The following is a 22,092-nucleotide window of genomic DNA, read 5'->3' as shown; positions in this document are numbered from 1 at the left end:
TGCGAAAACGAGAAAAAAAGGTGGTCCACAGCATAAGAAGCCGTGGATCACCTTTTTTGACGTAGATAGATTGAGGACGAAAAGTGACCGAATGTCACTGGTCCGTGTGATCATCCTGCAGCGTATGGGTCGGAATCGTAAAATAGAAGGAAGAACCGGCATTTTCACGGCTCTCGACGCCAATGACGCCGCCCATCAGCTCAACCAGCTTTTTACTGATCGCAAGCCCTAATCCGGTACCGCCATATTTACGGTTCAAGGATGGATGCAGCTGCGAGAAGGAGGTGAACAGCTGATGCTGGAGCTCAGGCGCTATGCCGATTCCCGTATCCTTTACTTGAAAAGCAAGCGTGAACTCCTGGGTGCCCGTCCTGCGAAGTCCTTCCACGCTCATCGTTATGCTGCCCTCATGCGTGAACTTGATGGCATTGCTGATGAGATTCACAAGCACCTGCCGCAGCCGCAGGGCATCGCCGATAATCACGTCGGGGACATTGGCGCTGTTGATGAACGATAAGGACAATCCTTTTTGCTTGGCCTTGGCCGAGAATAAATCAACGACGACTTCGAGCAAGGAGCGCAAATCAATCGGTTCATGATTAAGGGTCATATTGCCGGTCTCGATTTTACTGAAATCGAGAATCTCGTTCAGGATGTGCAGCAGCGAGCCGCTGCTCTCCATGAGAATATGGATATAATTCTGTTGGTCCTCGTCGAGCTCTGTCGTGCTTAACAGCTCAATCATCCCGATAATGCCGTTCATCGGCGTCCGGAGCTCGTGGCTCATCATGGTGAGAAACTCCGTCTTTGCTTGATCCGCCCGTTCGGCGTTCTCCTTGGCGCGGATGATCTCTTTCTCGTCCGTAATATCGCGGAATACCATGACGGCGCCTTTGCGCTCTCCTTGATCCCAAATCGGATTGACCTGATAATCGGCCAAAAAGCTCGTACCGTCTCCTCGCCAGAGTACGATTTCGGCTCTGGACAGCGGTACGCCTTGTTTGACTGCCCGAACGAGAGGAGAATCTTCCCCCCGATAGAAAGTGCCGTCATGGCGAATTTCTTTGATGATCTGGTCGCACGGCCGTCCAATGGTCGTTGTCGGTTCGTAATCCAGCATGGCTGCCCCGGCTGGATTGATGAAAGCGACTTGCCCGTGAATGTCCAGACCGATGATGCCCTCCGATACCGTATTCAGCAACAGGGTGAGCTCCCGGCTGAGCTTCTTGATCTCTTCCATCGTCCGAATGCGTTCGGTGATGTCCCGGGTAATGCCATAAACGCCGACGACTTCGTCTTCCACGAAAATCGGAATGTTGATGGTATTGATTTCGATGGGACGTCCATCCTTATGAATGATGGTCAGATCATAGCTTTGGGGTATGCCTTCCTTTGCCTGATTAAAATGAAACAGCGTGCGAGCCATGTCTTTTTCCGCCACAATCGGACCGAAATACATCCCGATTAGCTCGTCTAACGTATATCCCGTCAGTTCCTGCAGATTCTGGTTGGCCGTTATATAATCACCGTCCAAATTCATGGAGTATACGGCGGATGGATTGTACTCGAACAGGGAGCGGTAGCGCTGCTCGCTTTCCTTCAGCTTAAATTCCATTAATTTTCGTTCGGAGATGTCGCGGGCAATCGAAATAATTTCATTTTTCTGTCCGTCCTGCGTGCTGATGTACTTGCAATTGACCTCAAACCAGATGTGCCTGCCATCCTTATGTATATAGCGGAAGGTGATCGGCGTGAGCATTTTGCCTTCCAGGCAATTTTCTAAATAGTCCTGTAGCGGCGCAATATCCTCAGCGTATACGTAGTCAAAAGAACTGGTGCCGACCATCTCTTCGGGGCGATACCCGAGCAGGGCGTAGCAGGAAGGCGAGCAGTAAAGAAACGTAAAGCAGTCGATGGTGCTTCGCGAAATGAAATCGAGCGAATTTTCGGTGATGAGCTTGTACTTATTCTCATTCTCCAGCGACTGCTGCTCGATCATCACCTGTTCGGTAATATCCTGTGCCATGCCGACCATCTCCATGGGTCTTCCTTCGTTCGTAACGGAGACCTCCCACTGGGCCCTGATGGTCCGGGTTTGTCCGTCTTTAAGCTGGATCCGGTATATGATTTCGTCTGCTTTACCCTGTATGGCTGTGCGCACAACCTGTTCCAGCCGTTCGCGATCCTCCGGAATGACCAGGGACATCAGCGTGTCATGATTCGGTTCGATGGCATTGATCTGATATCCGTAAATTCGCCTCATTTCATCGCTGTAGGTAAGCGTATGCGTGATCAAGTCCCAGCGCCAGGAACCGATCTTGGCAATCCGCTGCGCGTGGGCCAGCGTATCCTCATCCGTTTTTCGTTTGGTTATGTTTCGTCCTATGGCCAGTACCTTGTCAATTTCACCTTGAGCTCCCCGAATGAGCTGAAACGACGTTTCAAACCATAAATAATGTCCTTCCTTATGGCGAATGCGTCGAACGAAACTATCTTTCTCCGAAAATAGTTTGCCTGGTTCCTTCATTTGCTCGGAATCGACTTGATGGTAGTATTTACCGCGGTGTTGGCCAATCATCTCCTCTTGGGTGTACCCCAGTATGTCGGTGGCAGAAGGTGAGATGTATTCGATAATGCCGTCCGCGCTGCTGATGGATATAAGGTCTTGTCCACTTTTCGAAATCAGTGCCAGCAGCTCTTCATTCTTGATGATCGCCGGCAAAGTCGACCCCTCCTGCACGGTTCCGGGTTCCAGGCAGCACATGATCCACGGTGTCCTGTCTTGGGCGGGGTGCTCCAGCAGGGAGATCCTCACAGTGACATGCATTTGGCGCCCGTCTTGGCGGATAAAATAAGAATCTCTTGAGAGAGTGGACGTTGGGTCATATATGAATGATTCTAAAGTCTGTTGAATAGATAGGTTGGATAGAACTTGAATTTCGGAAGGTTTGAGTTGAAGCAGGTTAGAACGCTTGGTTTCTGTTATTTCGCAGAATCGGTCGTTCACCATCGCAACAGGCTCGTCAACCGCAGAAATCAGGATCGCCCCAAAAGGCAATTTGTCAAACATCTGTTCCCAGACCCAATTCTCCGCTGTTTGCATCATGTTAATAATTGCCTCCCTAAGCTAAGCTATACCATTTGATCATAGAGGATTGGATCCCTCTATCGCAATAGAAAATACCAAAGTTAAATATTGACTGGAAATTCGGGCGCGCGAAAGCCAACCGATAAGGGGAGCATTCTTATGGCTGGCCAAGTTCAAGCTAACAGATGCTTCATTTTTGAATGCATGTTTGCCATTGTTGTTTTCGCAGCATATTTACTTGTGCAGTAGTACGCGATCATCGAGGTTTTTATCAAAATAATGCCCGGCATAGGAGCAAGCGGGGATGATTTTCAAGTTTTCTTCCCTGGCGTATCCGATCACTTTTCGAACGAGCTCATCGGCAATGCCTTGACCCCGAAGCCCTGGAGAAATATAGGTATGATCGATGCTGATCACTCCGTTTCCTTGCGGGGAGTAGGAAATTTCGGCTACCTTTTTACCGTTGTCCTCCATATAAAAGCTGCTTGGGCCCGCTTGTATATTTCGTTTGTCCATGATGTTTAACCTCCTTCATCTGGTTGTACTATACCCGTATCGGCGGTGCATTAAACGGATTCCGGATAGGCGAACACCCTTGAGAGGGCAATTGCATACAATGCGGGTAGAAGAGAATGAAGGAGGAGCAACATGAACCAATATTCAACTCAACCGCAAATGCTGTTTCAATGCGATCACCAGTTGGTGCATTCCATGAAGAAACATAGAGAAAGCGCCCATTCGGCCATGAAAAACGTGGTGAATCGCAAGGTAAGAGTGCATACGATGGATGATGAAGCCATTGAAGGTATCGTCATCAATGTCGATGCAAAGAATGTGTACATTCTTGTAGAACAAGGCAACAGAGGTTTCTTCCCGGGATACCCTCCATTTGTGCCATACGGGCCCAATCCTAACGTCATATTGCCTTTAGCATTGTTCAATTTATTGGCTGTCAGCTTGTTGTGGTAGCAAACGAAGAACCTGCGGTCCGCAGGTTCTTTTTTTTATGGAAAATTTTAAAAATGATGTTTACATACATACTGTATGTATGTTAAATTGGGATCATTCCATATACAAGGAGATGTTTTCCAAATGAAACTTCTAGGATTTTATCCCGTCATCATGACAGAACAGATTGCCGAAAGCGCAGACTTTTACAAACGGTTGTTTGGTTTTGAGGTTGTTTTTGAAGCGGATTGGTATGTAAGCTTGAAGAAGGGAATCGAGGGACCCATCGCTTACGAGCTGGCGATCCTGTCCAAGGATCATCCGACGGTTCCCCCTGCCTATCAGCAGCGTGTACAGGGGTTGATTCTCAATTTTGAGGTGGAGGATGTGGATGCCGAGTACGAAAGGCTGGTCAACCATGAAAAGCTGCCGCTTCATCTGGACATTCGTGATGAAGAATTCGGCCAGCGGCATTTTATTATCAGTGACCCGAATGGGGTGCTGATCGATATGATTAAAATCATTCCACCTTCCCAAGCCTTTATGGAGCAGTATAATGAAGAGGTGTGGTCCACGAAGGATGACGGCACTGGCGAATGAGTACATCCTCCGCGCAGAAGGATTACTTCGGTAAGAGTGCTTGCGAATATTCTGTCAGATCGAGGTAAGCCGCATGTACCGGAGCTTCCTTGGGGGCATTTATTAAAAGCCGCAAGCCGCTGACTTTTACATCCGGGATCATTTGATTATACGGACCATGGATCCGTCAGCATTCGCTAAGTCCCACGGTGAAGGGTGTAAGACCAGTAAGTGCTGGCCGTCGTCCTTGAGAAGGGCATCCGAATGATGCATAGGAGAGAATAACGCAATTATGAGAAGAACCAAAAGCGAAGCGAACGAAACCATACAGCTGCTGCTAAAGGTGGCCAGGGCACAATTTACGGAAAAAGGCTATGCCCATGCGGCTTTAGAAGAGATTGCCGACGAAGCTAATGTTACCCGCGGAGCGCTGTATCATCATTTTAAGAATAAACAAGGGCTGTTTCTCGCCGTGCTCGAATTAGTGCAGACGGAAATTGGGGAGCGCGTGGAGGCAGAAGCCGACCGTTACGTGGATCCTTGGGATCAGCTGCTGTTTGGATGTCGGGCCTTTATTGCGACCGTGGTCGAACCGCAGAATAAGCGCATTATGCTTGTTGACGGCCCGAGTGTCGCAGGCTGGGAGTCATGGCGCGAGATGGACGAGCAGAATTCGATGAGTCACCTGAGGGAACAGTTGGCCTCGATGCAGCATCAGGGAATGATGAAGGCCGCTCCGGTGGATGCCTTGACGCATGCCCTGTCCGGAGCCTTAAACGAATGCTCGCTGTGGGTGGCACAAATGCCGGAAACGGATAAAGGCATCGAGGAAACCATGCATGTGATTGCCGGCATGCTGCAGGGATTCAGGGTTTAAGGGTTTAAAGCATATGAGAAGGTTCGCCCCTAATATGGGCCGGATATCCAGCAAATCTTACAATTTGCATGAATGTTGTAAGCTGGAGAGGTACATCCAAAAATCCATGAAATGGAAAAGGGTTAATATGAATCCATTGAAACCGCTGCAAGCATTTTTGGAAGCACAGCAGGACAACCCGATCGAAGCCATCGGAAGCTATATTTCCGAACATATTGAACAGAACTGGGAAAAGGTGCTTACCGATAACCGTGAAAAACTGCTAAGAGCATACAACGAGGGTGGAGATATGGCGTACGGGACGTATTTAAACCTGTTATTCTTGCCGGTACACAGGCAGCTCAAGGAAATGGGAATACGTCCCGCACCGAAATTCCCGGGCGACTTCGACATTTCAAGGGAATGGGGAAGCGAGGAAGGAACCGACCAGCAGCGCTGGATGTGGAGCACCGTTTTGTCACCGGAGGAAAAGCCGCTAGGTACCATCGTCACGATCGTATATCACGACCATACCCAGTTTCGCGTCCCAAGGCAGCCGCGTATTCTAGCCTTGCATGAGACAGGCAAGGAAGACGTCGTTGCGGTCCTTTCCCTGAAGTCGCCGGACTTTAGGGAGGCGCTCGAATTTACGGCAGAATATGAACAATATCTGCGGAGTTTGAAGGAGTAGGCGGAACCCGGCACCGCGGATTCATACACCTGATTACAGAGTGGGCCTCCATGCCTGAGTTGATGACGTTAATTGAAAATAGAAGACGCCTTGAGCCGGATGACGTTATCCTGGCTCAAGGCGTCTTTATCGTTAGGAATCAAGATCGTTGATCAATCGTCAGGTCTAACCAATCTAATTCTTCCTTAGTCAGCTGGATGTTCGAACCCTCGTCGCAGGATTTCAATTCCTCGGCCGATTGCGCGCCGATCAGCGCGCAGGTAGGGAAGGGCTGGTTCAGTACGTAAGCGAGCGCGATCTGTATGGCTGTCACATTCTTCGAAGCGGCCAGCTGTTTGGCGCGCTCTAACCGCTCCCAATTCGCATCGCTGTAAAATACCCGCACAAGATCCGCGTTGTCCCGAATTTCCGGCGTGAATCGCCCGGTGAAGAATCCTCGCGCTTGGGAAGACCAGGAGAGCAGCGGAAACTGCTCGGCTTCATGCCAAGCCATCGTCTCCGCATCGGCTGAGACGCAGCCTTTCCAGAAAGGTTCGTTCGGCTTGGCCAGGCTGAGGTTCGGGCTGCTGAAGGAAAAGCCGACCAAGCCGTTTGCGTCGGCATAGGCATTGGCATCCCGAATGCGTTCCCAGGTCCAATTGGATACCCCGATGGCGCCTACACTGCCGTCCGCAATATATTCGTTCAGAGCCTCGATGACTTCCCCCGCCGGAACCTCAGGGTCGTCACGATGCAATGCGTACAGATCGATGAAATCCGTCTGGAGTCTTTCGAAGCTTGTCGTGATGTCGTTTCTGATGTCTTTTTTGCTGACTCGAGGGCCGTTTTGGTCATGATGAGCCCCCTTTGTCAGAATAACGAGCTGATCCCGGTTCCCCCTTTCCTGCATGTACCTGCCGATGACTTCTTCGCTCTGACCGCCACAGTATATATGAGCGGTATCAACGGAATTGCCGCCGATCGCAAGGTAAGCATCCATATTGGCGGCAGCTTTCTCGTACGAATCATGATAGAAATAGTCCGTTCCTTTCATGAGCGCAGAGACGGGTTTGTTTAATCCCTTGATTGATATATATTTCATGTTCATCTCCTCCTTAAGTGAATTTACAGCACGATTCTCGTACGTTCGTGGGCAGATTGCAGGCAGGCATCGATGACTCTCATGTTGCGAACCGCATCCTCCGTCGAGTAGCGGAGAGGCTTGTCGTACATAATGGCTTCCGCTATCCGGTCACCTTGTTCGCTGTATGCGTTTGCATGAGGAACCTCGATTTCTTTGCGTCCATCGCCGGTCGTTAAGAAGAAGTTTGCTCCGTTCTCAGGCAGGCTGTAGGCGTATGGGACTTCAATCAGGCCATCCGTGCCAACAATTTCAAGTGGGTTCCGATAAGCCGCCCACATGCCGCAATCAAAGGTCAGGGCAACGTTGCCATCAAATTCGATCAAACCGGAGGCCATCATGTCGACATGATCATGCTCAGGCGAGAAGAAGGCTTGAACGGTAACCGCTTCCGGTTCTTTATCCAGCAGAATGCGCGCGGCATTGATCGGATAACAGCCGACATCATAAATCGAACCGCCGCCCCAATCTTTGCGAAACCGGACGTTTCCATGATTGGCCGAGCTGTTAAATGTAAACGCGCTGCGAATGCCCCGAATTTCCCCAATGGCACCGGAGTCGATCACTTCCTTCAGCACGTCGTATCGCGGATGATAGCGGTACATAAAGGCTTCGGCGAGAATCACTCCCGCTGTCGCGGCCGCGTCAGCCATCTCGGCCGCTTCTGCTTCCGTCAGCGCCAGCGGTTTTTCGCACAGTATATGTTTGCCGGCTTCCGCTGCACGGATGCTCCACTCTTTATGTAGATGGTTAGGTAGCGGGATATAGACCGCATCTATGGAAGAATCCTCAAGCAAGGACTCATAACTGCCGTATGCAGTCGGAATCTTCAGTTCCTCGGCGGTTTGCTCTGCTTTTGACTGGTCGCGGCTGGCAATGGCAACGACTTCATTGAGACGGGATTGCTGCAGACCTGGTATGACCGAACGTTTGGCAATGCTGGCGCAACCAAGTATCCCCCAACGAAGTTTTTGAGTCATGTTCATCAGCTCCTATACAACTTATTAAGATTATATTGCGATTATAAAAGACAGGAAATAAAATTGATATAATATTATTTTGTAGTGTAATACAACAATATTGTCATTATAGGAGGATGGAGATGAAACGACAAAGCCATCTGCTGACCCTTCCGCAAATGCCGTTCTTCTGTCTGCCGGAATCGGTAGGGATCTACCGGGATGAGCCGGATCACACGGTGACACGGGCAGCCGGTTCTTTAAACAATTTCAATATTCACTATGTTGCTTCCGGAAAAGGGCATGTTGAAATCGACAATGTCGTTCATACGCTCGGCCCAGGGGAAGCTGTGCTGTATTTTCCCATGCAAGCTCAGCATTATTACAGCAGCGAGGACGATCCTTGGGATGTCCGCTGGTTCCATTTTTATGGAAGCGGCCTGCAGAATTATTTCATCGAGCGCGGATTTCATAAAAGCCAGCTTTGGAGCATTCGGCAGCCGGCGGTCTTTGAGGAAGCGCATGAAGCGCTCTTGATTGAGGCGGAAACCCATCGCATGCTGAAGCCTGCGCAATTGTCCACCTTGACGTATTCCTTGTTAGCCGTATTCGTTGAACAGGCTTCCTCTTTATCGGATAATAAATCCAACAATTCGGCGAACCGGATTCACGAGCTGCTGCCCATCATGCAGCAGGAAGCTGCACAGCCGTTTATTTTGGAAGAGTGGGCGGCTAGGCTAGGCGTATCCACGTACTATTTTTGTAAATTATTCCGCAATGTCATGGAGATGACGCCGATGGATTTTGTGACGCGCTGCCGTCTTCAGATGGCTAAGCAATGGCTGCTCGATCATAAAGATAAAACGATCGGACAAATTGCAGTGGAAGCGGGTTACCCGAGCGTCAGTTACTTTAACAAGCGATTTATGGAGCACGAAGGCATGACGCCATCTTCCTATCGTCGCTTGTATGGGGTATAGTTATATGGATTACGTCATCAGGTCAGGTAAGAACTCGACTTAGGTCCAGGTCCTAATCACACCTATAGTCGGTTATGGAAACGGCTTGCCTCAACTACAATGAAGTTAACGAAGGATTTGACGAAATCCGGATTCTATGAATAGTTCATCAATGTATGTGGGGGAAAGCCAAATGTCCGATAACAAAAATATATATGTTCTACTGACTGATACGGGAACGATGTTTACGAAATTGATCAAACGAATCACTGCCGCGCCTTATAATCATGCCTCGCTGGCGCTCGACGAGAACTTGAATGAAGTGTTCAGTTTCGGACGAAAGTGCGCCAACAATCCTTGGGTCGGAGGATTCGTGGAGGAGGATGTGTATGAAGGAACTTTTCGCCACTTCCCCGGCACGCGCTGCGCTCTGCTTCGTCTCGAAGTCACCCCTCAGCAATATGACGCGGCAAGACGCGTGATCCGGCATTACCAGGATGAAGAGGAAGCCTATGGCTATAATCTCATCGGTATGTTCGGCGTGCTGATGAGACTCGATATTACGAGGGAACGATCCTATTTCTGTTCGCAATTCGTCGCGGAAGCGATGAAGCAAAGCAGAATCCATTTATGGGATCGGCCTTCCTCGGCAGTAACGCCGAATGATTTCTTTCAGCATCCGGCGTTTGAGGTTATCTATGAAGGGATGTTATATGATTATCCACTGCTCGATCAATTCAGATTAGCTGGATGCCAATACCCTCTCCAAACGGTTGCTCGATGAGTTATAAAATGCGAATCTTTATTTAAAACATCACCCCCTTCTACCCATGGTGGAAGGGGGTTCTTATATCATCGCATTGCCGAAATGTCTCTATATCTAGGATGGACTCGGTAAAACGTTACCTTAATTGTGCATTAGCGCGCGCGATGACGGACTCGATTTTTTGTTCGTAAGTAAAGATGCTTTTCTTCTTGGTCAGGATCTGCCCTGAGAGCGTCAGCAGCCTGGACAGGGTATCGCTGGTTCTGGCGGATTCATTGGCCTTTACGGCGGCTTTGAAATTTTTCCATTCGGTTGTCATTAGTTTATTGGGCGTAGTAATAGCGCTTTTATCGCCTTTGATCTTGCTTTTGTACGGATCGATCTCGGACAGGATGGAACGGATTTTAGCCGCTTTGGAGGTTCTCTCTTTCTTGGCCGCCGTAAGCGCCGCCTGCTTGTTTCGAATATCCTCACGTCCCAAGGCAACCAGGAGCTTCATGCCGCCGGCCTGCGACTTCAGCATTTTGGATAGCGATTTGTCCTTCAGTTTTTTGGCTGCGGCGATTTGTTTATTGAGCGCGGAATAGGTATCAAACAGCGGCTGGTATTTGGATTTGGCTGCTTGGAGCTGATCCTCCAGCCTGCGGATTTTGTCCTTGTCGATTTCGCTGATTCGTTTGCGAGTTTCCGAAGCTTTGGCTTCATTCGCATAACGAAGGGTAGAAATTCGATCGTCCCAATCCATGGCCTGTTTCCGTTCCGACTTAAAATCATCGTACTGCTTCTTCAGTTTCGAACGAACGGTTCCGCCTGCCCGGTCTGCCGTGGCATTCAATTGAGCTTGAACCGAATCGGTGAACTCAATGGCTGCAGCATTCGCGAAAGGAATGGGGGTAAGGGTGAGCAGCAGTACCATGGCAAGGACTGAGAACCATAATCTTCTAAACATCATAATCGCTCCTTCTCTCATTATCATTCCAGCCCAAAAGATCATGCTGGGGAACCTCCCCCAACGACAAAAAGCACCCGTTAGAAAGGCGTAATAAACGCCAGACTTACGGGTGCTTCCTTCGTAAGGGTTTTTGACTTTCTTTTTGTAAATATACGGGAAAAATCTGATTTTGTCAAACGTTTATTCCCCTGTCGTGAGCGAAAACCCACCAAGGAGGGTCTTCCACGCATCCGAATTTCCTTCCCAGGTCGCCCCCTTCGGGATTTGCTTGATGAGCACCCGATCCGAGAACGAGGGAAGATTTACGATTTGTTCATGGTCGCCAATCAGGACAAATAACAGCGTTACGTTCGGGTTGGCGTATGTTTCGCGAATAACCTGCTCTATCGTTTCGGCATCCTTTTTATGCGGGATGATGCGCACGAGAAGCGTCTTCCGATCCGAATTCAAGCAGCGGTTAAAACGCTCGATTCTTCGATCCAGACGTTCGCGGAAAGCAGGGTAGTCATATAGCGGCTGCTCCTTCGGGTCGTTCCGGAAGTCGTGGAAGGATAAACAAGAGGATCGTTTGTCGCGTACATAATAACAGTTGACGGATTTGCCGTAGATGTCCAGGTTTTCCCGGAGCATGAATTCGCTGAATTGTTGATGGATGACTTTGCAAAATTCACGGGTTGAAGCGAAGTTGAACCAGTCCCATGGACCTGCCATGCGACGCAGGTTGTTTCTTCTAAGCTGAGCGGCAACCTGGCAGTTGTGCCCCAGGCTGAACACGGCATCGAACTCCATTGGGGTTGTCATGCTACCAGACCTCCTCCTATCTATCATTGGATATCATATGCAGCTTGATAGTGTTGGTATGGAGTTGTGACCAAGGAAAGGCTCGGGGACCGCCAAATCAGCATTGATGTTAGCTGAGGGAGCGGAACATAAAGGGTTATCACCTGCAAGCTTCCATGAAGCTCCGTTTATCAGCGGTTTACGGTCATTTCCTGTGCCTTGCATTCGTTGACAGAACCCGGGTCTGGTGATATCCTCCAATCAAAGACGGGGTTTATCCGGGATCAAATGAATTCATCCGTATCGGTCCCCTTGGTGAGGGAGTGAGCTCTCCCAAGCGACGGTTACGGCAGCCATTTTTAAATACCGTAAGCCTGAAGCTCTTCGCATGAAGAGTTTTTTCTTTTATATTACAACGAAAAGAATGTGATGACAGATGTTGGTTCGATTACGAACCCGAATGAACGGTTTGCTCAGCAATCATTTATCCGGAGAGTCGATGGACTACCGGCAGATCTTCGCTTTATTTTTCCCGATTTTGATCGACCAGGCGTTTATTATCGGTTTGAACCTGGTCAATACCTCCATGATCAGCTCGTCCGGCGTATCGGCGGTCAGCGCCGTGAACATGGTGGACTCCTTGAACATCTTCTTGATTAATGTGTTTGTGGCGGTTGCAACCGGGGGTACCGTCGTAGTGGCGCAGTATAAAGGAAGCGGCAACGCGATGATGGTATCCCGGGCATCCGCCGCCACGGTAACTTCGGTGGCGATGATCGCTTTAGCGATCGCGCTCCTGATCATCGGGCTTCACCAGCCGGTGCTGACTCTCCTGTTCGGCTCAGCGTCGCCAGAAGTGCTGGAGAGTGCGCGGATTTATCTGATCGGAAGCAGCACTTCCTTTCTCGGGATTGCGATTGTGCAGGCGGTCTGCGGCGCGCTGAGGGGTATTGGCAAGACCCGCGCCTCACTGGCGTTGTCGCTGATCATGAACCTGCTCTACGTTCTGCTGAACATCGTGTTCATCACGCTGCTGAATATGGGCGTTATGGGCATGACGCTGGCCATCAACATCGCCCGTTTTGCCGGGGCGGCCTGCGCGCTATATTATCTGTTTAAAGTAGACGCGACGCTGCATATCCGCCTGCGGGACCTGTTTCATTTTCCGATATCGATGCTGCGCAAAATTATGTTTATCGGGCTTCCGTTCGCGGCCGAGCAGATGTTCTTTAACGGAGGAAAGCTGTTAACCCAAGTGTTTATCGTCAGCCTGGGCACGTATGCCATTGCAACAAACGCAATCGGGTCATCGCTTGCGGCCGTCTTCCAAATTCCGGCCAGCGCGTTGTCCTTAACGATCGTGACCGTTGTTGGTCAATGCATCGGCCGCGGAGATATTGCCGATGCCCGCAAGTTCATCAAATCTTTTCTCTGGCTGGGCGCGTTCTCGCTGGCCCTGATGGGACTGATATTGATGCCGCTCTACCGGCCGTTGGTGGGACTGTTCAATCCGCCGCCGGAAATCGTGAACGATCTGTTCGTGGTGCTGTTGATCAACACGCTTGTGCAGGTGCCGCTGTGGTCGATTAGCTTTATCCTGCCATCGGCCTTGCGTGCGGCAGGCGACTCGCGGTTTACGTCGATCACCTCGATGCTGACCATGTGGCTGTTCCGGGTGATTCTCGGTTATATTATGGGAATCGTTCTGGGCTGGGGCATTCTCGGCGTATGGCTGGCCATGAACTGCGAATGGGGCGTAAGGGGAGCCGTCTTCCTATGGCGCTTCCGAGGAAAGAAATGGTATGCGCATAAACTGATTTAGCCATTATTTAATTTTAAGAAGAAAAGCCCCGTTTTGGCGGGGCTTTTTTGCATGCTGTTCTGAATGGCAATCGTTGTGTCCATCGATTCAAGGCATTTTCAGTTGGGACCGATTAGGACGGTTTATACGCGGACGAGTACGTTTTCCAGCCGCCGTCCAGATTCTTTACCCGGAAACCGTGCTCTGTCAAAATACGCGCCGCCAAGTATCCGCGCAGTCCAACCTGGCAAGTCACGTACAGCGTTTCATTCTCAGGCAGTTCCTTCAGTCGGCTGCGCAGATCGTTAAGCGGAATGTTGATGGAACCCTGGATATATCCTGACTCCCTCTCCTTAGGTTCGCGGACGTCGATCAGGGTTGCACCTTTTCCAACCAGATCGTCGATTTCATGCCATTGGACCGTGTCAACCAAGCCATCCAAGATGTTGGCGGCAACATATCCGGCATAGTTAACCGGGTCTTTGGCGGAGGAATAAGGGGGCGCATAGGAAAGCTCCAGCTCCGTCAAGTCCCATACATTGAGGTTTCCCTTGATTGCCGTAGCAATGACATCGATTCGCTTGTCCACGCCATCTGCTCCAACCGCTTGCGCCCCATAGATTTGACCTGTTTCCGGATGGAATAACAGCTTCAAGGAGATTGGATACGCCCCGGGGTAGTACCCGGCATGCGACGAAGGGTGAATATGGATGGCTTGATAAGGTAGGTTCATCTGCTTCAGGCGCTTTTCGTTAACACCTGTCGCAGCAACCGTTAGATCAAAGACCTTGGCAATCGACGAACCGAGCGTGCCTTTGTAATAATTACTTTTACCATAGATGTGATCCGCTACCAAGCGCCCCTGCCGATTGGCAGGACCGGCGAGCGGGATAAAGGCCTGGCTTTGAAGGACATAATCCTTTACCTCAATCGCATCGCCGATGGCATAAATGCTCGGGTCCGCGGTCTGCATATATTCGTTAACTTGAATCCCGCCGCGATCATTGACGGGAAGTCCGGCAGCTGACGCCAGCGTGCTCTCTGGCCGAACGCCTATCGAAAGCAACGTCATCTCGGTTGATATTCGTTTGCCGCTGGAAAGCTCGATTTGTTGGCCGCCGTCATGAAACGCTTCTACGCCATCCTCAAGAATCAGACGGACTCCTTTGTCTTTAAGGTGCGACTGAATGATCGCGGCCATTTCGTAATCCAGCGGAGCCATCACCTGGTTGGCCATTTCGATGACGGTCACCTGAACGCCGCGATCCGCCAAATTTTCGGCCATTTCCAGCCCGATAAATCCTCCCCCGACAATTATGGCTTCCTTCGGCTGGACATCATCCACGTACTGCTTGATTCGGTCCGTGTCCGGGATATTCCGCAATGTGAATACGTTACGAGCATCGGACAAGCCGGGAATATCCGGCACCACAGGCTTCGCGCCGGGTGACAGGATCAGATAATTATAGCTCTCGGTGTAGGTTTCGCCGGTAGCAAGGTTTTTAATCGCAACCATTTTTTTATCACGCAGAATGGACGTAACTTCGCTGAGATTCCGAATATCCAGATCGTAGCGGCGGCTAAGACCGGGTACGGTCTGCACCATAAGCTTATTGCGGTCAGTTATAGTTTCTCCTATATAATAGGGCAGACCGCAGTTGGCAAACGAAATATATTCCCCGCGTTCCACTAAAACAATGGTAGAGCTCTCATCCAATCTCCGCAGTCTGGCAGCTGCCGAGGCACCGCCTGCTACACCGCCGACAATGACGATTTTTTTGCCCATCGAATATTCCTCCCTGAGTTGGTGTAAATTACGTATGGATTAATATATACCCTATGGGGTATCATAGCATAGAGCAGCATAAAAAGGTGTGACAAATATCAGACATGTCTGTTAAGCGGCAAGTTAGACTCATCTCGATGAAGCTGCGGCAGCCGAAACTTGACAATATACCCATGGGGGTATATATTAAGGACATGCAAACCTATATGATTTAAATCATGCTTCCTAAAAATAGTGCACGGACAGGAGGGAATCGGGATGGATTACAATGATCAAATGAAGAATCGAGTGAAACGCATCGAAGGTCAATTGCGCGGCATTCTGAAAATGATGGAGGAGAACCAGGATTGCAAGGAAGTGATTACCCAGCTGTCTGCGACGCGGACGGCGATCGATCGGACGATCGGCGTTGTCGTCAGCTCAAATCTTGTGGAATGCGTGCAGCAGGCCGCAGAGACCGGGCAGGATACGGAGAAGCTTGTGGTTGAAGCGGTAAATCTGCTTGTTAAGAGCAGATAATGGGGAAGTGTCCCTCATTTTAATATTAGGATCCACCAATAAGATTGACAGGACCTTCGATATCGCTTAATATACCCCTAGGGGTATCTATTCAAACCATATACTCATTCATTTTAAGGAGGAATCATGATGAACACGGATAAACTATTGGACGTTAAAGGCTTGGCCTGTCCCATGCCGATCGTGAAAACAAAGAAACAGATGAAAGAAATGGAACAAGGTCAAGTGCTTGAAATTCATGCAACGGATCAAGGCGCGAAGAGCGATTTGACGGCTTGGGCTAAATCGACGGGCAACGAGATGCTGGAACATCAAGAGGATGGCGGCGTGCTGAAGTTTTGGATTAGGAAGGGATAATTTTTTTTGAATGTTATAATACCCATCAGGGTATTTGAGCGGCATTGTGTTGGATTTATTCATAAACGCATTACAGGGGGAGATCATGACGTGACAGAAACAAAAAAGACAACGATCGTATTATTCAGCGGCGATTATGACAAAGCGATGGCTGCCTATATTATCGCCAACGGTGCGGCCGCATACGACCATGAGGTGACGATATTCCACACCTTCTGGGGGCTTAACGCATTGCGGAAGGATGAGGATGTCCTGCTTCCCAAGAAAAAAAGCTTCATCGAGAAGATGTTTGGAAAAATGATGCCGCGCGGATCCAACCACATGGGACTTTCAAAAATGAATTTTGCCGGGATGGGTCCCAAAATGATCAAGGACGTAATCAAGAAACACAACGCCGTTCCGCTTCCGCAATTGATTGAGATGGCGCAGGAGCAGGACGTGAAGCTGGTTGCATGCACGATGACGATGGATCTGCTTGGGCTGCAGCAAGAAGAACTGCTTGACGGTATTGAGTATGCGGGCGTTGCGGCGTATTTGGGCGACGCTCAGGATGGCAATGTTAACTTGTTCATTTAAGGAAAAATGCGGCGAAGGTTGCAGTTATAAAGAGAGGGAATAAAAATGGATATTCTCAATGTATTGTTCATTGCACTTATCATTCTGTTTGTCGTTTGGAGAATTCTCCCGGCCAAAGGAGTCAGGCAGATTACCGCGGCACAGCTAAAACATGAGCTTAAGGATGCCAATGCGAACAAGCAGTTCATCGATGTCCGGACGCCGGGAGAATTCAAGGGAAATCACATTCGGGGTTTCCGCAATATTCCGCTGGATCAGCTCTTGTCGAGCAGCGAGTCGCTCTCCAAAGAGAGGGAAGTGGTATTGATCTGCCAAAGTGGTATGCGAAGCAACAAAGCGAGCAAAACATTAAAGAAATCAGGCTTTGTAAAGGTGACGAATGTGAAGGGCGGCATGAATGCCTGGTCGTAAACTTAAAAGTATAAGTAAAGGAGTGCTGATCAATTATGAGAGAAATTTCTCCAAAAGATCTAGAGCGGATGTTGAGTGACGGGACAGCCGTGAATATCATTGATGTGCGAGAAGCGGAAGAAGTCGAGGAAGGGAAAATTCCGGGCGCCGTCAACATTCCCCTAGGTTTGATTGAATTCCGCAAGCAGGATCTTGATCGGTCGAAAGAATATGTCATGGTATGCCGTTCCGGCGGACGCAGCGGCCGTGCAGCTGAATATTTGGAAGGCCAAGGCTATCAAGTCATCAATATGACGGGCGGCATGCTCGCATGGGAGGGCGAAACAGAGTAATCGTGTCGATGTGAAAAGAATGGGTGTGTTAGTCACCCTTTTTTTTGAAATGAAATATACCCCTAAGGGTATGAGAAATCCAACTAAAATAGTAATGGAGGTTGTATGTGATATGGCTGCAATTGAATCGAACATGAAGCTGGACGCTAAGGGGCTGGCATGCCCGATGCCCATCGTCCGCACGAAAAAAGCGATGAAGGATCTGGAAGCCGGTCATGTTCTGGAGGTAGAGGCAACCGACAAAGGTTCCAAGGCCGACATACAGGCATGGGCGGAAAGCACGGGCCATCAATATCTCGGAACGATTGAAGAGGCGAATGTGCTGAAGCACTACCTTCGCAAATCGTCAGGGGAAGAAACGGCAGAACGAAGCTATCCACATGTAGCGTCTAATGATCAGCTGGAGGAGAAACTTGCGTCCGGAGCGCCAATCATCGTCCTGGATGTGAGAGAGGCGGCGGAGTTTGCTTTCAGTCATATTCGCAATGCCGTATCGATTCCGCTTGGCGAACTGGATGAACGCATGGTGGAGCTGAATAAAGAGGATGAAATCTATGTCATCTGCCGTACCGGGACAAGGAGTGACCTCGCTGCACAAAAGCTTTCAGCTAACGGCTATGCAGGCATTATAAACGTGGTGCCGGGCATGAGCGGCTGGCGTGGAGAAACTTTTGGCTTGAAGGATGGCGCAGATGCTTAGTATGGCTGTCCAATAAGCATGCTTAGCACCTCGTATTTACAATGGGCAGCCGGAAGGAATGCAACTTTTCAGATCCAATGACTGAATTTATGAGGAGGAAGAGCAACATGACAGTAAGAGAAATGCAGGCGCAAGAAGTGGCCATGAAGGTGATTCGCAAAGAGAGCCTGTTTCTATTGGACGTGCGGAACCCTTCGGATTTTGAAGATTGGAAGATTGAGGGCGAAGGAGTTCGGCATTTGAATATCCCTTATTTTGATTTGATTGACGGCGTGGAAGAAATATTGGATCAAATCCCGATGGATCAAGAAGTGCTGGTTGTATGCGCCAAGGAAGGCTCGTCGGTCATGGTGGCCGAGATGCTGGCCGGGCATGGCCGGCATGTGGCGTATTTGAAAGGCGGAATGAAAGCCTGGAGCGAACATCTTGTCCCGCTGAAGATCGGCAGCTTGGCGGATGGCGGCGCGCTTTATCAGTTTGTTCGTATCGGCAAAGGCTGTTTGTCTTATATGGCGGTATCGAACGGCGAAGCGGCATTGTTTGACGCTACCCGCATGACGGAGGTATATCTTGAATTTGCCGAAAGCGTGAATGCCCAAATCAAGCACGTGTTTGATACCCATCTCCATGCGGACCATATTTCCGGCGGTCGAATGATTGCTGAGCAGACAGGAGCCGTATACTGGCTTCCGCCAGAGGATGCCAGCGAGGTCGTTTTTAAATACGAGCCATTGAAGAACGGCGATCAAGTGGCGATTGGCGGGAGCACCATCCGCATCGATGCGCTCCATTCTCCGGGCCATACCATCGGGTCCACTTCGTTTGTCATTGATGATCAATACCTGCTGACAGGCGATATTCTGTTTATCGATTCCATCGGCCGTCCGGATCTGGCGGGACTGGCAGACGATTGGGTCGGCGATTTGCGGGAGACGCTCTATGCCCGCTACACCCGTCTATCGGATGATCTCACCGTACTGCCTGCGCATTTCATGATCATGGACGAATTGAACGAGGACGGGACGGTCGCGAAGAAATTGGGAGAGCTGTACCGGGAAAACCATGGCCTTAACATCGCCGACGAGACTGAGTTTCGAACGTTGGTAACGCAGAATCTGCCGCCGCAGCCTAACAGCTATCAGGAGATCCGTCAAACCAACATGGGGAAAATGAACCCTGACACCGAGCGGCAGCGTGAGATGGAGATTGGGCCGAACCGCTGTGCCGTACGTTAATTTGGACCATGACAATCGGATGAAGAGCCAGGATAATTCATGATTAAGAGTCATGGCAAGGGTCGATAACAAGATCGGCCATCGATATAAACGGATGAAACAAGATATAAAGAGATCCAAGGGAACCGGACAGGTTCCCTTTTCTAAAGAGAAATAAGGGGGCAGCACGATGGAACTAAGTATATCTTTCATCATAACGATATTTTTAATCGGATTCATTGGCTCATATATATCAGGAATGGTTGGCATTGGCGGCTCGATCATCAAATACCCGATGCTGCTGTATATCCCGTCGTTATTCGGCCTTGCGGCTTTCACCGCGCATGAAGTATCGGGCATAAGCGCCGTACAGGTATTCTTTGCCACGATCGGGGGCGTGTGGGCATACCGCAAGGGCGGATATCTGAACAAAACACTCATTATCTATATGGGTTCGGCCATATTGCTCGGCAGCTTCATCGGCGGTTTCGGCTCCAAAATGATGAGCGAAGGCGGCATCAATCTCATCTATGGCATATTGGCGCTGATTGCGGCCGTGATGATGTTCATCCCAAACAAAGGGGTGGACGATATTCCCCTGGATCAGGTCAAGTTCAATAAATGGCTGGCTGCTGCGCTGGCTCTTGTGGTCGGAATCGGAGCCGGCATCGTCGGAGCGGCCGGAGCATTCCTGCTCGTTCCGATCATGCTGGTTGTATTGAAAATACCAACGCGGATGACCATTGCCACCTCGCTTGCGATTACCTTCATCTCATCCATCGGTTCGACGGTTGGCAAGCTGACGACGGGGCAAGTGGATTATATTCCGGCCCTTATTATGGTTGTTGCCAGCTTGATCGCCTCTCCACTCGGTGCGGCCGCGGGCAAGAAAATGAACACAAAGATTCTGCAGATCATTTTGGCCGTTTTGATCCTGGCAACGGCTATCAAAATTTGGCTGGACATTCTATGATGGTTCTATCGTTTAAGGAAGACGTGATGCTGCAGAGGATGAAACAGGCATGGTAATATGGTGATATGCCCAATGTTATCCAAGTAACTGATGATCAATAGGGGGGATCCAATAATATGAATCCATGGAATGAACGGTTTCAGGGCGAAGACTATGTCTTCGGAACCGAGCCCAATGTATTTATAGCCGACATGCATAAGAGGTTGGCATTAACGGGTAATGCGCTTGCGATCGCGGAGGGCGAAGGACGAAATGCGGTGTTTCTGGCTCGCGAAGGCATGAACGTAACCGTGTGGGATTATGCGGAGTCCGGCCTGAACAAAGCCAATAAGCTGGCCGAAGCCAGCGGCGTTGAGATTCGCACCGAGCTTGTGGACCTTGGGGAAGCGCAGTGGACGAAGGAGCAATGGGATGAGATCATTTGCGCATTCGGACATTTTCCCAAGGAATTGAGAACAAGGACGCTGGAAGGCGTGAAAACCGCGGTGAAGCCGGGAGGATATTTTCTCACCGAAGTGTATTCCCCGTACCAGATTCCTTATCGAAGCGGGGGACCGCAAGATCCTCAGTATTTATACGCGCCCGGGGATTTCCTCGAAGCTTTTGCGGATTGGCGAATTGTCCATTTTTTCATGGGTGAGGTCGTTCGGCAGGAAGGACAGGGGCACCAGGGCTTGTCCCATGTCATTCAGTTTGCGGGGCAAAAGCCGTCCATCAAATGAAATATTTGCGAGTAAGCATTAGGTGAACAGCATGGATACATCGGACCGATCGCCCTGTTGCACATAGTCGGAGGGTGACAGACCGGTGTATTTTTTAAACATGCGATAAAAATAGGACGTGTCATAATAACCCAGATAGTGGGCGATATGAGCGATTGTCATGTCGGAATGAAGCAGCAGGCCGCACGCTTCCAGCACGCGCAGCTGGTGCATGTACCGAATCGGGGAATGACCGTACACCTCCTTGAAGAGGGCGGTGGCATAATTGGGGGAACGATGGATTAACTTTGCGAGTTTATCGATTTCGATCGGTTCGCGGTAATGGTCCAACAGATACGTTTTGATGGTATCCGCATAATTTCTTTTGCTTGGCGGCAGCTCGGTCTTCTCGAGTTCCCGGGCCAGCATGCCGAGCAGCTCCTGCATGATGCCCTGACAGATCATGGAGCGGTAGCTTTTGCCGCCGCGCATCTCCTCGAACAATCGATCGCAGCGGCGGTAGGCATACTGAATATGCGCAAGATTGAATTTGAGGAATTGGCCTCCATCCAGAAACGGAATGCCTGTGGTTACCTGAGGATCCATCGTAAAGAGAATGGTGTATTTCCGATGGAGGATATCATTCCAGTTCCCGCCACTTCGTCTCGTCGATTGCGGGATGAAGAGCACGTCTTCTTCTTCCGCAATGATCTCCTCCCCATTTATTTCATACCTCACTTTGCCTTCTCTTACCACTACAAGCACGTTATAACGGATCGTCTCTAGCTGAGTCCGCCAGTTCGGGATATGATCATCAAAATTCACGCTCATTAATTGGATCACAGACAAGCACCTCGCAGTGATTTTATACCTATAGCCTAGCATATTCATGCTTCCAATGAGTAGGTCTTTGTTGGTATTTACAGGTCTGATACCCAAAATCGAAGTAGAATCGTACAACAAATTTACGAAATGTACATCGACTCAACAGGAAGCATTGGCCTATAATTTCTGTCAATAGCAG

General features: G+C 49.8%; 24 protein-coding genes. 16 read left to right on the top strand and 8 right to left on the bottom strand.

Features of this window, described 5'->3' with window-relative positions; genetic code table 11:
- Positions 1 to 94: 94 nt before the first annotated feature.
- Both HMPREF9412_RS10150 and HMPREF9412_RS10145 read right to left on the bottom strand, forming a co-directional pair.
- Entirely contained in the window at positions 95 to 3,106 is a 3,012-nt protein-coding gene (locus tag HMPREF9412_RS10150) for a PAS domain S-box protein (RefSeq protein ID WP_009591376.1), read from the bottom strand.
- Between the two features lie 216 nt (positions 3,107 to 3,322).
- Positions 3,323 to 3,604, bottom strand: a complete 282-nt coding sequence (locus HMPREF9412_RS10145; RefSeq protein ID WP_009591380.1) for a GNAT family N-acetyltransferase — start codon at positions 3,602 to 3,604, stop codon at positions 3,323 to 3,325.
- Positions 3,605 to 3,736: 132 nt separating this feature from the next.
- Between HMPREF9412_RS10145 and HMPREF9412_RS10140 the strand changes: the two genes are divergently transcribed.
- From HMPREF9412_RS10140 to HMPREF9412_RS10125, 4 genes are all read left to right on the top strand, one after another.
- Entirely contained in the window at positions 3,737 to 4,057 is a 321-nt protein-coding gene (locus tag HMPREF9412_RS10140) for a hypothetical protein (RefSeq protein ID WP_009591369.1), read from the top strand.
- 123 nt (positions 4,058 to 4,180) lie between these two features.
- Positions 4,181 to 4,636, top strand: coding sequence for a VOC family protein (locus HMPREF9412_RS10135; protein WP_009591368.1), 456 nt, complete (start codon positions 4,181 to 4,183; stop codon positions 4,634 to 4,636).
- A 271-nt stretch (positions 4,637 to 4,907) separates the two neighbouring features.
- A complete protein-coding gene (locus tag HMPREF9412_RS10130; protein WP_009591353.1) occupies positions 4,908 to 5,492 on the top strand; it encodes a TetR/AcrR family transcriptional regulator in 585 nt (194 codons plus the stop codon).
- A 127-nt stretch (positions 5,493 to 5,619) separates the two neighbouring features.
- Complete coding sequence (locus HMPREF9412_RS10125) at positions 5,620 to 6,162, top strand: DUF6022 family protein (protein ID WP_036671857.1); 543 nt, start codon at positions 5,620 to 5,622, stop codon at positions 6,160 to 6,162.
- A 139-nt stretch (positions 6,163 to 6,301) separates the two neighbouring features.
- Here the strand turns inward: HMPREF9412_RS10125 and HMPREF9412_RS10120 are convergent, their stop codons facing one another.
- Entirely contained in the window at positions 6,302 to 7,243 is a 942-nt protein-coding gene (locus tag HMPREF9412_RS10120; RefSeq protein ID WP_009591366.1) for an aldo/keto reductase, read from the bottom strand.
- 23 nt (positions 7,244 to 7,266) lie between these two features.
- On the bottom strand, positions 7,267 to 8,262 hold the full coding sequence (locus tag HMPREF9412_RS10115) for a Gfo/Idh/MocA family protein (protein ID WP_009591371.1): 996 nt from the start codon (positions 8,260 to 8,262) through the stop codon (positions 7,267 to 7,269).
- Positions 8,263 to 8,384: 122 nt separating this feature from the next.
- Between HMPREF9412_RS10115 and HMPREF9412_RS10110 the strand changes: the two genes are divergently transcribed.
- Positions 8,385 to 9,221, top strand: coding sequence for a helix-turn-helix transcriptional regulator (locus HMPREF9412_RS10110; protein WP_009591404.1), 837 nt, complete (start codon positions 8,385 to 8,387; stop codon positions 9,219 to 9,221).
- Positions 9,222 to 9,393: 172 nt separating this feature from the next.
- Positions 9,394 to 9,984, top strand: coding sequence for a hypothetical protein (locus HMPREF9412_RS10105; protein ID WP_009591401.1), 591 nt, complete (start codon positions 9,394 to 9,396; stop codon positions 9,982 to 9,984).
- A 118-nt stretch (positions 9,985 to 10,102) separates the two neighbouring features.
- Here HMPREF9412_RS10105 and HMPREF9412_RS10100 read toward each other — a convergent pair whose 3' ends face one another.
- Together HMPREF9412_RS10100 and HMPREF9412_RS10095 are read right to left on the bottom strand one after the other, a co-directional pair.
- Positions 10,103 to 10,918, bottom strand: a complete 816-nt coding sequence (locus HMPREF9412_RS10100; protein WP_139083921.1) for a hypothetical protein — start codon at positions 10,916 to 10,918, stop codon at positions 10,103 to 10,105.
- 180 nt (positions 10,919 to 11,098) lie between these two features.
- Positions 11,099 to 11,719: a DUF1796 family putative cysteine peptidase gene (locus HMPREF9412_RS10095; protein ID WP_009591397.1), complete on the bottom strand. Its 621-nt coding sequence runs from the start codon at positions 11,717 to 11,719 to the stop codon at positions 11,099 to 11,101.
- A gap of 415 nt (positions 11,720 to 12,134) precedes the next feature.
- Here HMPREF9412_RS10095 and HMPREF9412_RS10090 point away from each other — a divergent pair, with 415 nt between their 5' ends.
- Entirely contained in the window at positions 12,135 to 13,520 is a 1,386-nt protein-coding gene (locus tag HMPREF9412_RS10090; protein ID WP_009591393.1) for an MATE family efflux transporter, read from the top strand.
- Between the two features lie 112 nt (positions 13,521 to 13,632).
- Here the strand turns inward: HMPREF9412_RS10090 and HMPREF9412_RS10085 are convergent, their stop codons facing one another.
- Positions 13,633 to 15,285 carry a CoA-disulfide reductase gene (locus tag HMPREF9412_RS10085; protein ID WP_009591379.1) on the bottom strand — a complete coding sequence of 551 codons (1,653 nt, stop codon included), beginning with the start codon at positions 15,283 to 15,285 and terminating at the stop codon, positions 13,633 to 13,635.
- A gap of 258 nt (positions 15,286 to 15,543) precedes the next feature.
- Between HMPREF9412_RS10085 and HMPREF9412_RS10080 the strand changes: the two genes are divergently transcribed.
- The 9 genes from HMPREF9412_RS10080 (at position 15,544) to HMPREF9412_RS10040 (ending at position 21,089) form a co-directional block, all read left to right on the top strand.
- Positions 15,544 to 15,804, top strand: coding sequence for a metal-sensitive transcriptional regulator (locus HMPREF9412_RS10080; RefSeq protein WP_009591350.1), 261 nt, complete (start codon positions 15,544 to 15,546; stop codon positions 15,802 to 15,804).
- 129 nt (positions 15,805 to 15,933) lie between these two features.
- The gene (locus HMPREF9412_RS10075; RefSeq protein ID WP_036671846.1) at positions 15,934 to 16,161 is read left to right on the top strand and encodes a sulfurtransferase TusA family protein; all 228 of its coding nucleotides are present in this window, start codon (positions 15,934 to 15,936) and stop codon (positions 16,159 to 16,161) included.
- Between the two features lie 90 nt (positions 16,162 to 16,251).
- A complete protein-coding gene (locus HMPREF9412_RS10070) occupies positions 16,252 to 16,737 on the top strand; it encodes a DsrE/DsrF/DrsH-like family protein (protein WP_015734628.1) in 486 nt (161 codons plus the stop codon).
- 45 nt (positions 16,738 to 16,782) lie between these two features.
- On the top strand, positions 16,783 to 17,148 hold the full coding sequence (locus HMPREF9412_RS10065) for a rhodanese-like domain-containing protein (protein ID WP_009591391.1): 366 nt from the start codon (positions 16,783 to 16,785) through the stop codon (positions 17,146 to 17,148).
- Positions 17,149 to 17,183: 35 nt separating this feature from the next.
- Positions 17,184 to 17,480, top strand: coding sequence for a rhodanese-like domain-containing protein (locus tag HMPREF9412_RS10060; protein ID WP_009591378.1), 297 nt, complete (start codon positions 17,184 to 17,186; stop codon positions 17,478 to 17,480).
- A 112-nt stretch (positions 17,481 to 17,592) separates the two neighbouring features.
- Entirely contained in the window at positions 17,593 to 18,180 is a 588-nt protein-coding gene (locus HMPREF9412_RS10055) for a sulfurtransferase TusA family protein (protein ID WP_009591359.1), read from the top strand.
- Positions 18,181 to 18,287: 107 nt separating this feature from the next.
- Positions 18,288 to 19,415: an MBL fold metallo-hydrolase gene (locus HMPREF9412_RS10050; protein WP_009591405.1), complete on the top strand. Its 1,128-nt coding sequence runs from the start codon at positions 18,288 to 18,290 to the stop codon at positions 19,413 to 19,415.
- A gap of 169 nt (positions 19,416 to 19,584) precedes the next feature.
- Positions 19,585 to 20,367, top strand: a complete 783-nt coding sequence (locus HMPREF9412_RS10045; RefSeq protein WP_009591375.1) for a sulfite exporter TauE/SafE family protein — start codon at positions 19,585 to 19,587, stop codon at positions 20,365 to 20,367.
- Positions 20,368 to 20,483: 116 nt separating this feature from the next.
- Positions 20,484 to 21,089, top strand: coding sequence for a class I SAM-dependent methyltransferase (locus tag HMPREF9412_RS10040; RefSeq protein WP_009591363.1), 606 nt, complete (start codon positions 20,484 to 20,486; stop codon positions 21,087 to 21,089).
- A gap of 18 nt (positions 21,090 to 21,107) precedes the next feature.
- Here the strand turns inward: HMPREF9412_RS10040 and HMPREF9412_RS10035 are convergent, their stop codons facing one another.
- Positions 21,108 to 21,911, bottom strand: a complete 804-nt coding sequence (locus HMPREF9412_RS10035) for a helix-turn-helix transcriptional regulator (RefSeq protein ID WP_009591388.1) — start codon at positions 21,909 to 21,911, stop codon at positions 21,108 to 21,110.
- Positions 21,912 to 22,092 lie beyond the last annotated feature (181 nt).

The organism is Paenibacillus sp. HGF5, from assembly GCF_000204455.1.
Taxonomy (GTDB): domain Bacteria; phylum Bacillota; class Bacilli; order Paenibacillales; family Paenibacillaceae; genus Paenibacillus_AQ; species Paenibacillus_AQ lautus_A.
This window is presented reverse-complemented; position numbering and strand designations above follow the sequence as displayed.

Bases quoted from the DNA above. Each gene is read 5' to 3' on its own strand.
- HMPREF9412_RS10150 (WP_009591376.1), bottom strand. From the start codon at position 3,106: ATGATGCAAACAGCGGAGAATTGGGTCTGGGAACAGATGTTTGACAAA.
- HMPREF9412_RS10145 (WP_009591380.1), bottom strand. From the start codon at position 3,604: ATGGACAAACGAAATATACAAGCGGGCCCAAGCAGCTTTTATATGGAG.
- HMPREF9412_RS10140 (WP_009591369.1), top strand. From the start codon at position 3,737: ATGAACCAATATTCAACTCAACCGCAAATGCTGTTTCAATGCGATCAC.
- HMPREF9412_RS10135 (WP_009591368.1), top strand. From the start codon at position 4,181: ATGAAACTTCTAGGATTTTATCCCGTCATCATGACAGAACAGATTGCC.
- HMPREF9412_RS10130 (WP_009591353.1), top strand. From the start codon at position 4,908: ATGAGAAGAACCAAAAGCGAAGCGAACGAAACCATACAGCTGCTGCTA.
- HMPREF9412_RS10125 (WP_036671857.1), top strand. From the start codon at position 5,620: ATGAATCCATTGAAACCGCTGCAAGCATTTTTGGAAGCACAGCAGGAC.
- HMPREF9412_RS10120 (WP_009591366.1), bottom strand. From the start codon at position 7,243: ATGAAATATATATCAATCAAGGGATTAAACAAACCCGTCTCTGCGCTC.
- HMPREF9412_RS10115 (WP_009591371.1), bottom strand. From the start codon at position 8,262: ATGACTCAAAAACTTCGTTGGGGGATACTTGGTTGCGCCAGCATTGCC.
- HMPREF9412_RS10110 (WP_009591404.1), top strand. From the start codon at position 8,385: ATGAAACGACAAAGCCATCTGCTGACCCTTCCGCAAATGCCGTTCTTC.
- HMPREF9412_RS10105 (WP_009591401.1), top strand. From the start codon at position 9,394: ATGTCCGATAACAAAAATATATATGTTCTACTGACTGATACGGGAACG.
- HMPREF9412_RS10100 (WP_139083921.1), bottom strand. From the start codon at position 10,918: ATGATGTTTAGAAGATTATGGTTCTCAGTCCTTGCCATGGTACTGCTG.
- HMPREF9412_RS10095 (WP_009591397.1), bottom strand. From the start codon at position 11,719: ATGACAACCCCAATGGAGTTCGATGCCGTGTTCAGCCTGGGGCACAAC.
- HMPREF9412_RS10090 (WP_009591393.1), top strand. From the start codon at position 12,135: ATGTTGGTTCGATTACGAACCCGAATGAACGGTTTGCTCAGCAATCAT.
- HMPREF9412_RS10085 (WP_009591379.1), bottom strand. From the start codon at position 15,285: ATGGGCAAAAAAATCGTCATTGTCGGCGGTGTAGCAGGCGGTGCCTCG.
- HMPREF9412_RS10080 (WP_009591350.1), top strand. From the start codon at position 15,544: ATGGATTACAATGATCAAATGAAGAATCGAGTGAAACGCATCGAAGGT.
- HMPREF9412_RS10075 (WP_036671846.1), top strand. From the start codon at position 15,934: ATGAACACGGATAAACTATTGGACGTTAAAGGCTTGGCCTGTCCCATG.
- HMPREF9412_RS10065 (WP_009591391.1), top strand. From the start codon at position 16,783: ATGGATATTCTCAATGTATTGTTCATTGCACTTATCATTCTGTTTGTC.
- HMPREF9412_RS10060 (WP_009591378.1), top strand. From the start codon at position 17,184: ATGAGAGAAATTTCTCCAAAAGATCTAGAGCGGATGTTGAGTGACGGG.
- HMPREF9412_RS10055 (WP_009591359.1), top strand. From the start codon at position 17,593: ATGGCTGCAATTGAATCGAACATGAAGCTGGACGCTAAGGGGCTGGCA.
- HMPREF9412_RS10050 (WP_009591405.1), top strand. From the start codon at position 18,288: ATGACAGTAAGAGAAATGCAGGCGCAAGAAGTGGCCATGAAGGTGATT.
- HMPREF9412_RS10045 (WP_009591375.1), top strand. From the start codon at position 19,585: ATGGAACTAAGTATATCTTTCATCATAACGATATTTTTAATCGGATTC.
- HMPREF9412_RS10040 (WP_009591363.1), top strand. From the start codon at position 20,484: ATGAATCCATGGAATGAACGGTTTCAGGGCGAAGACTATGTCTTCGGA.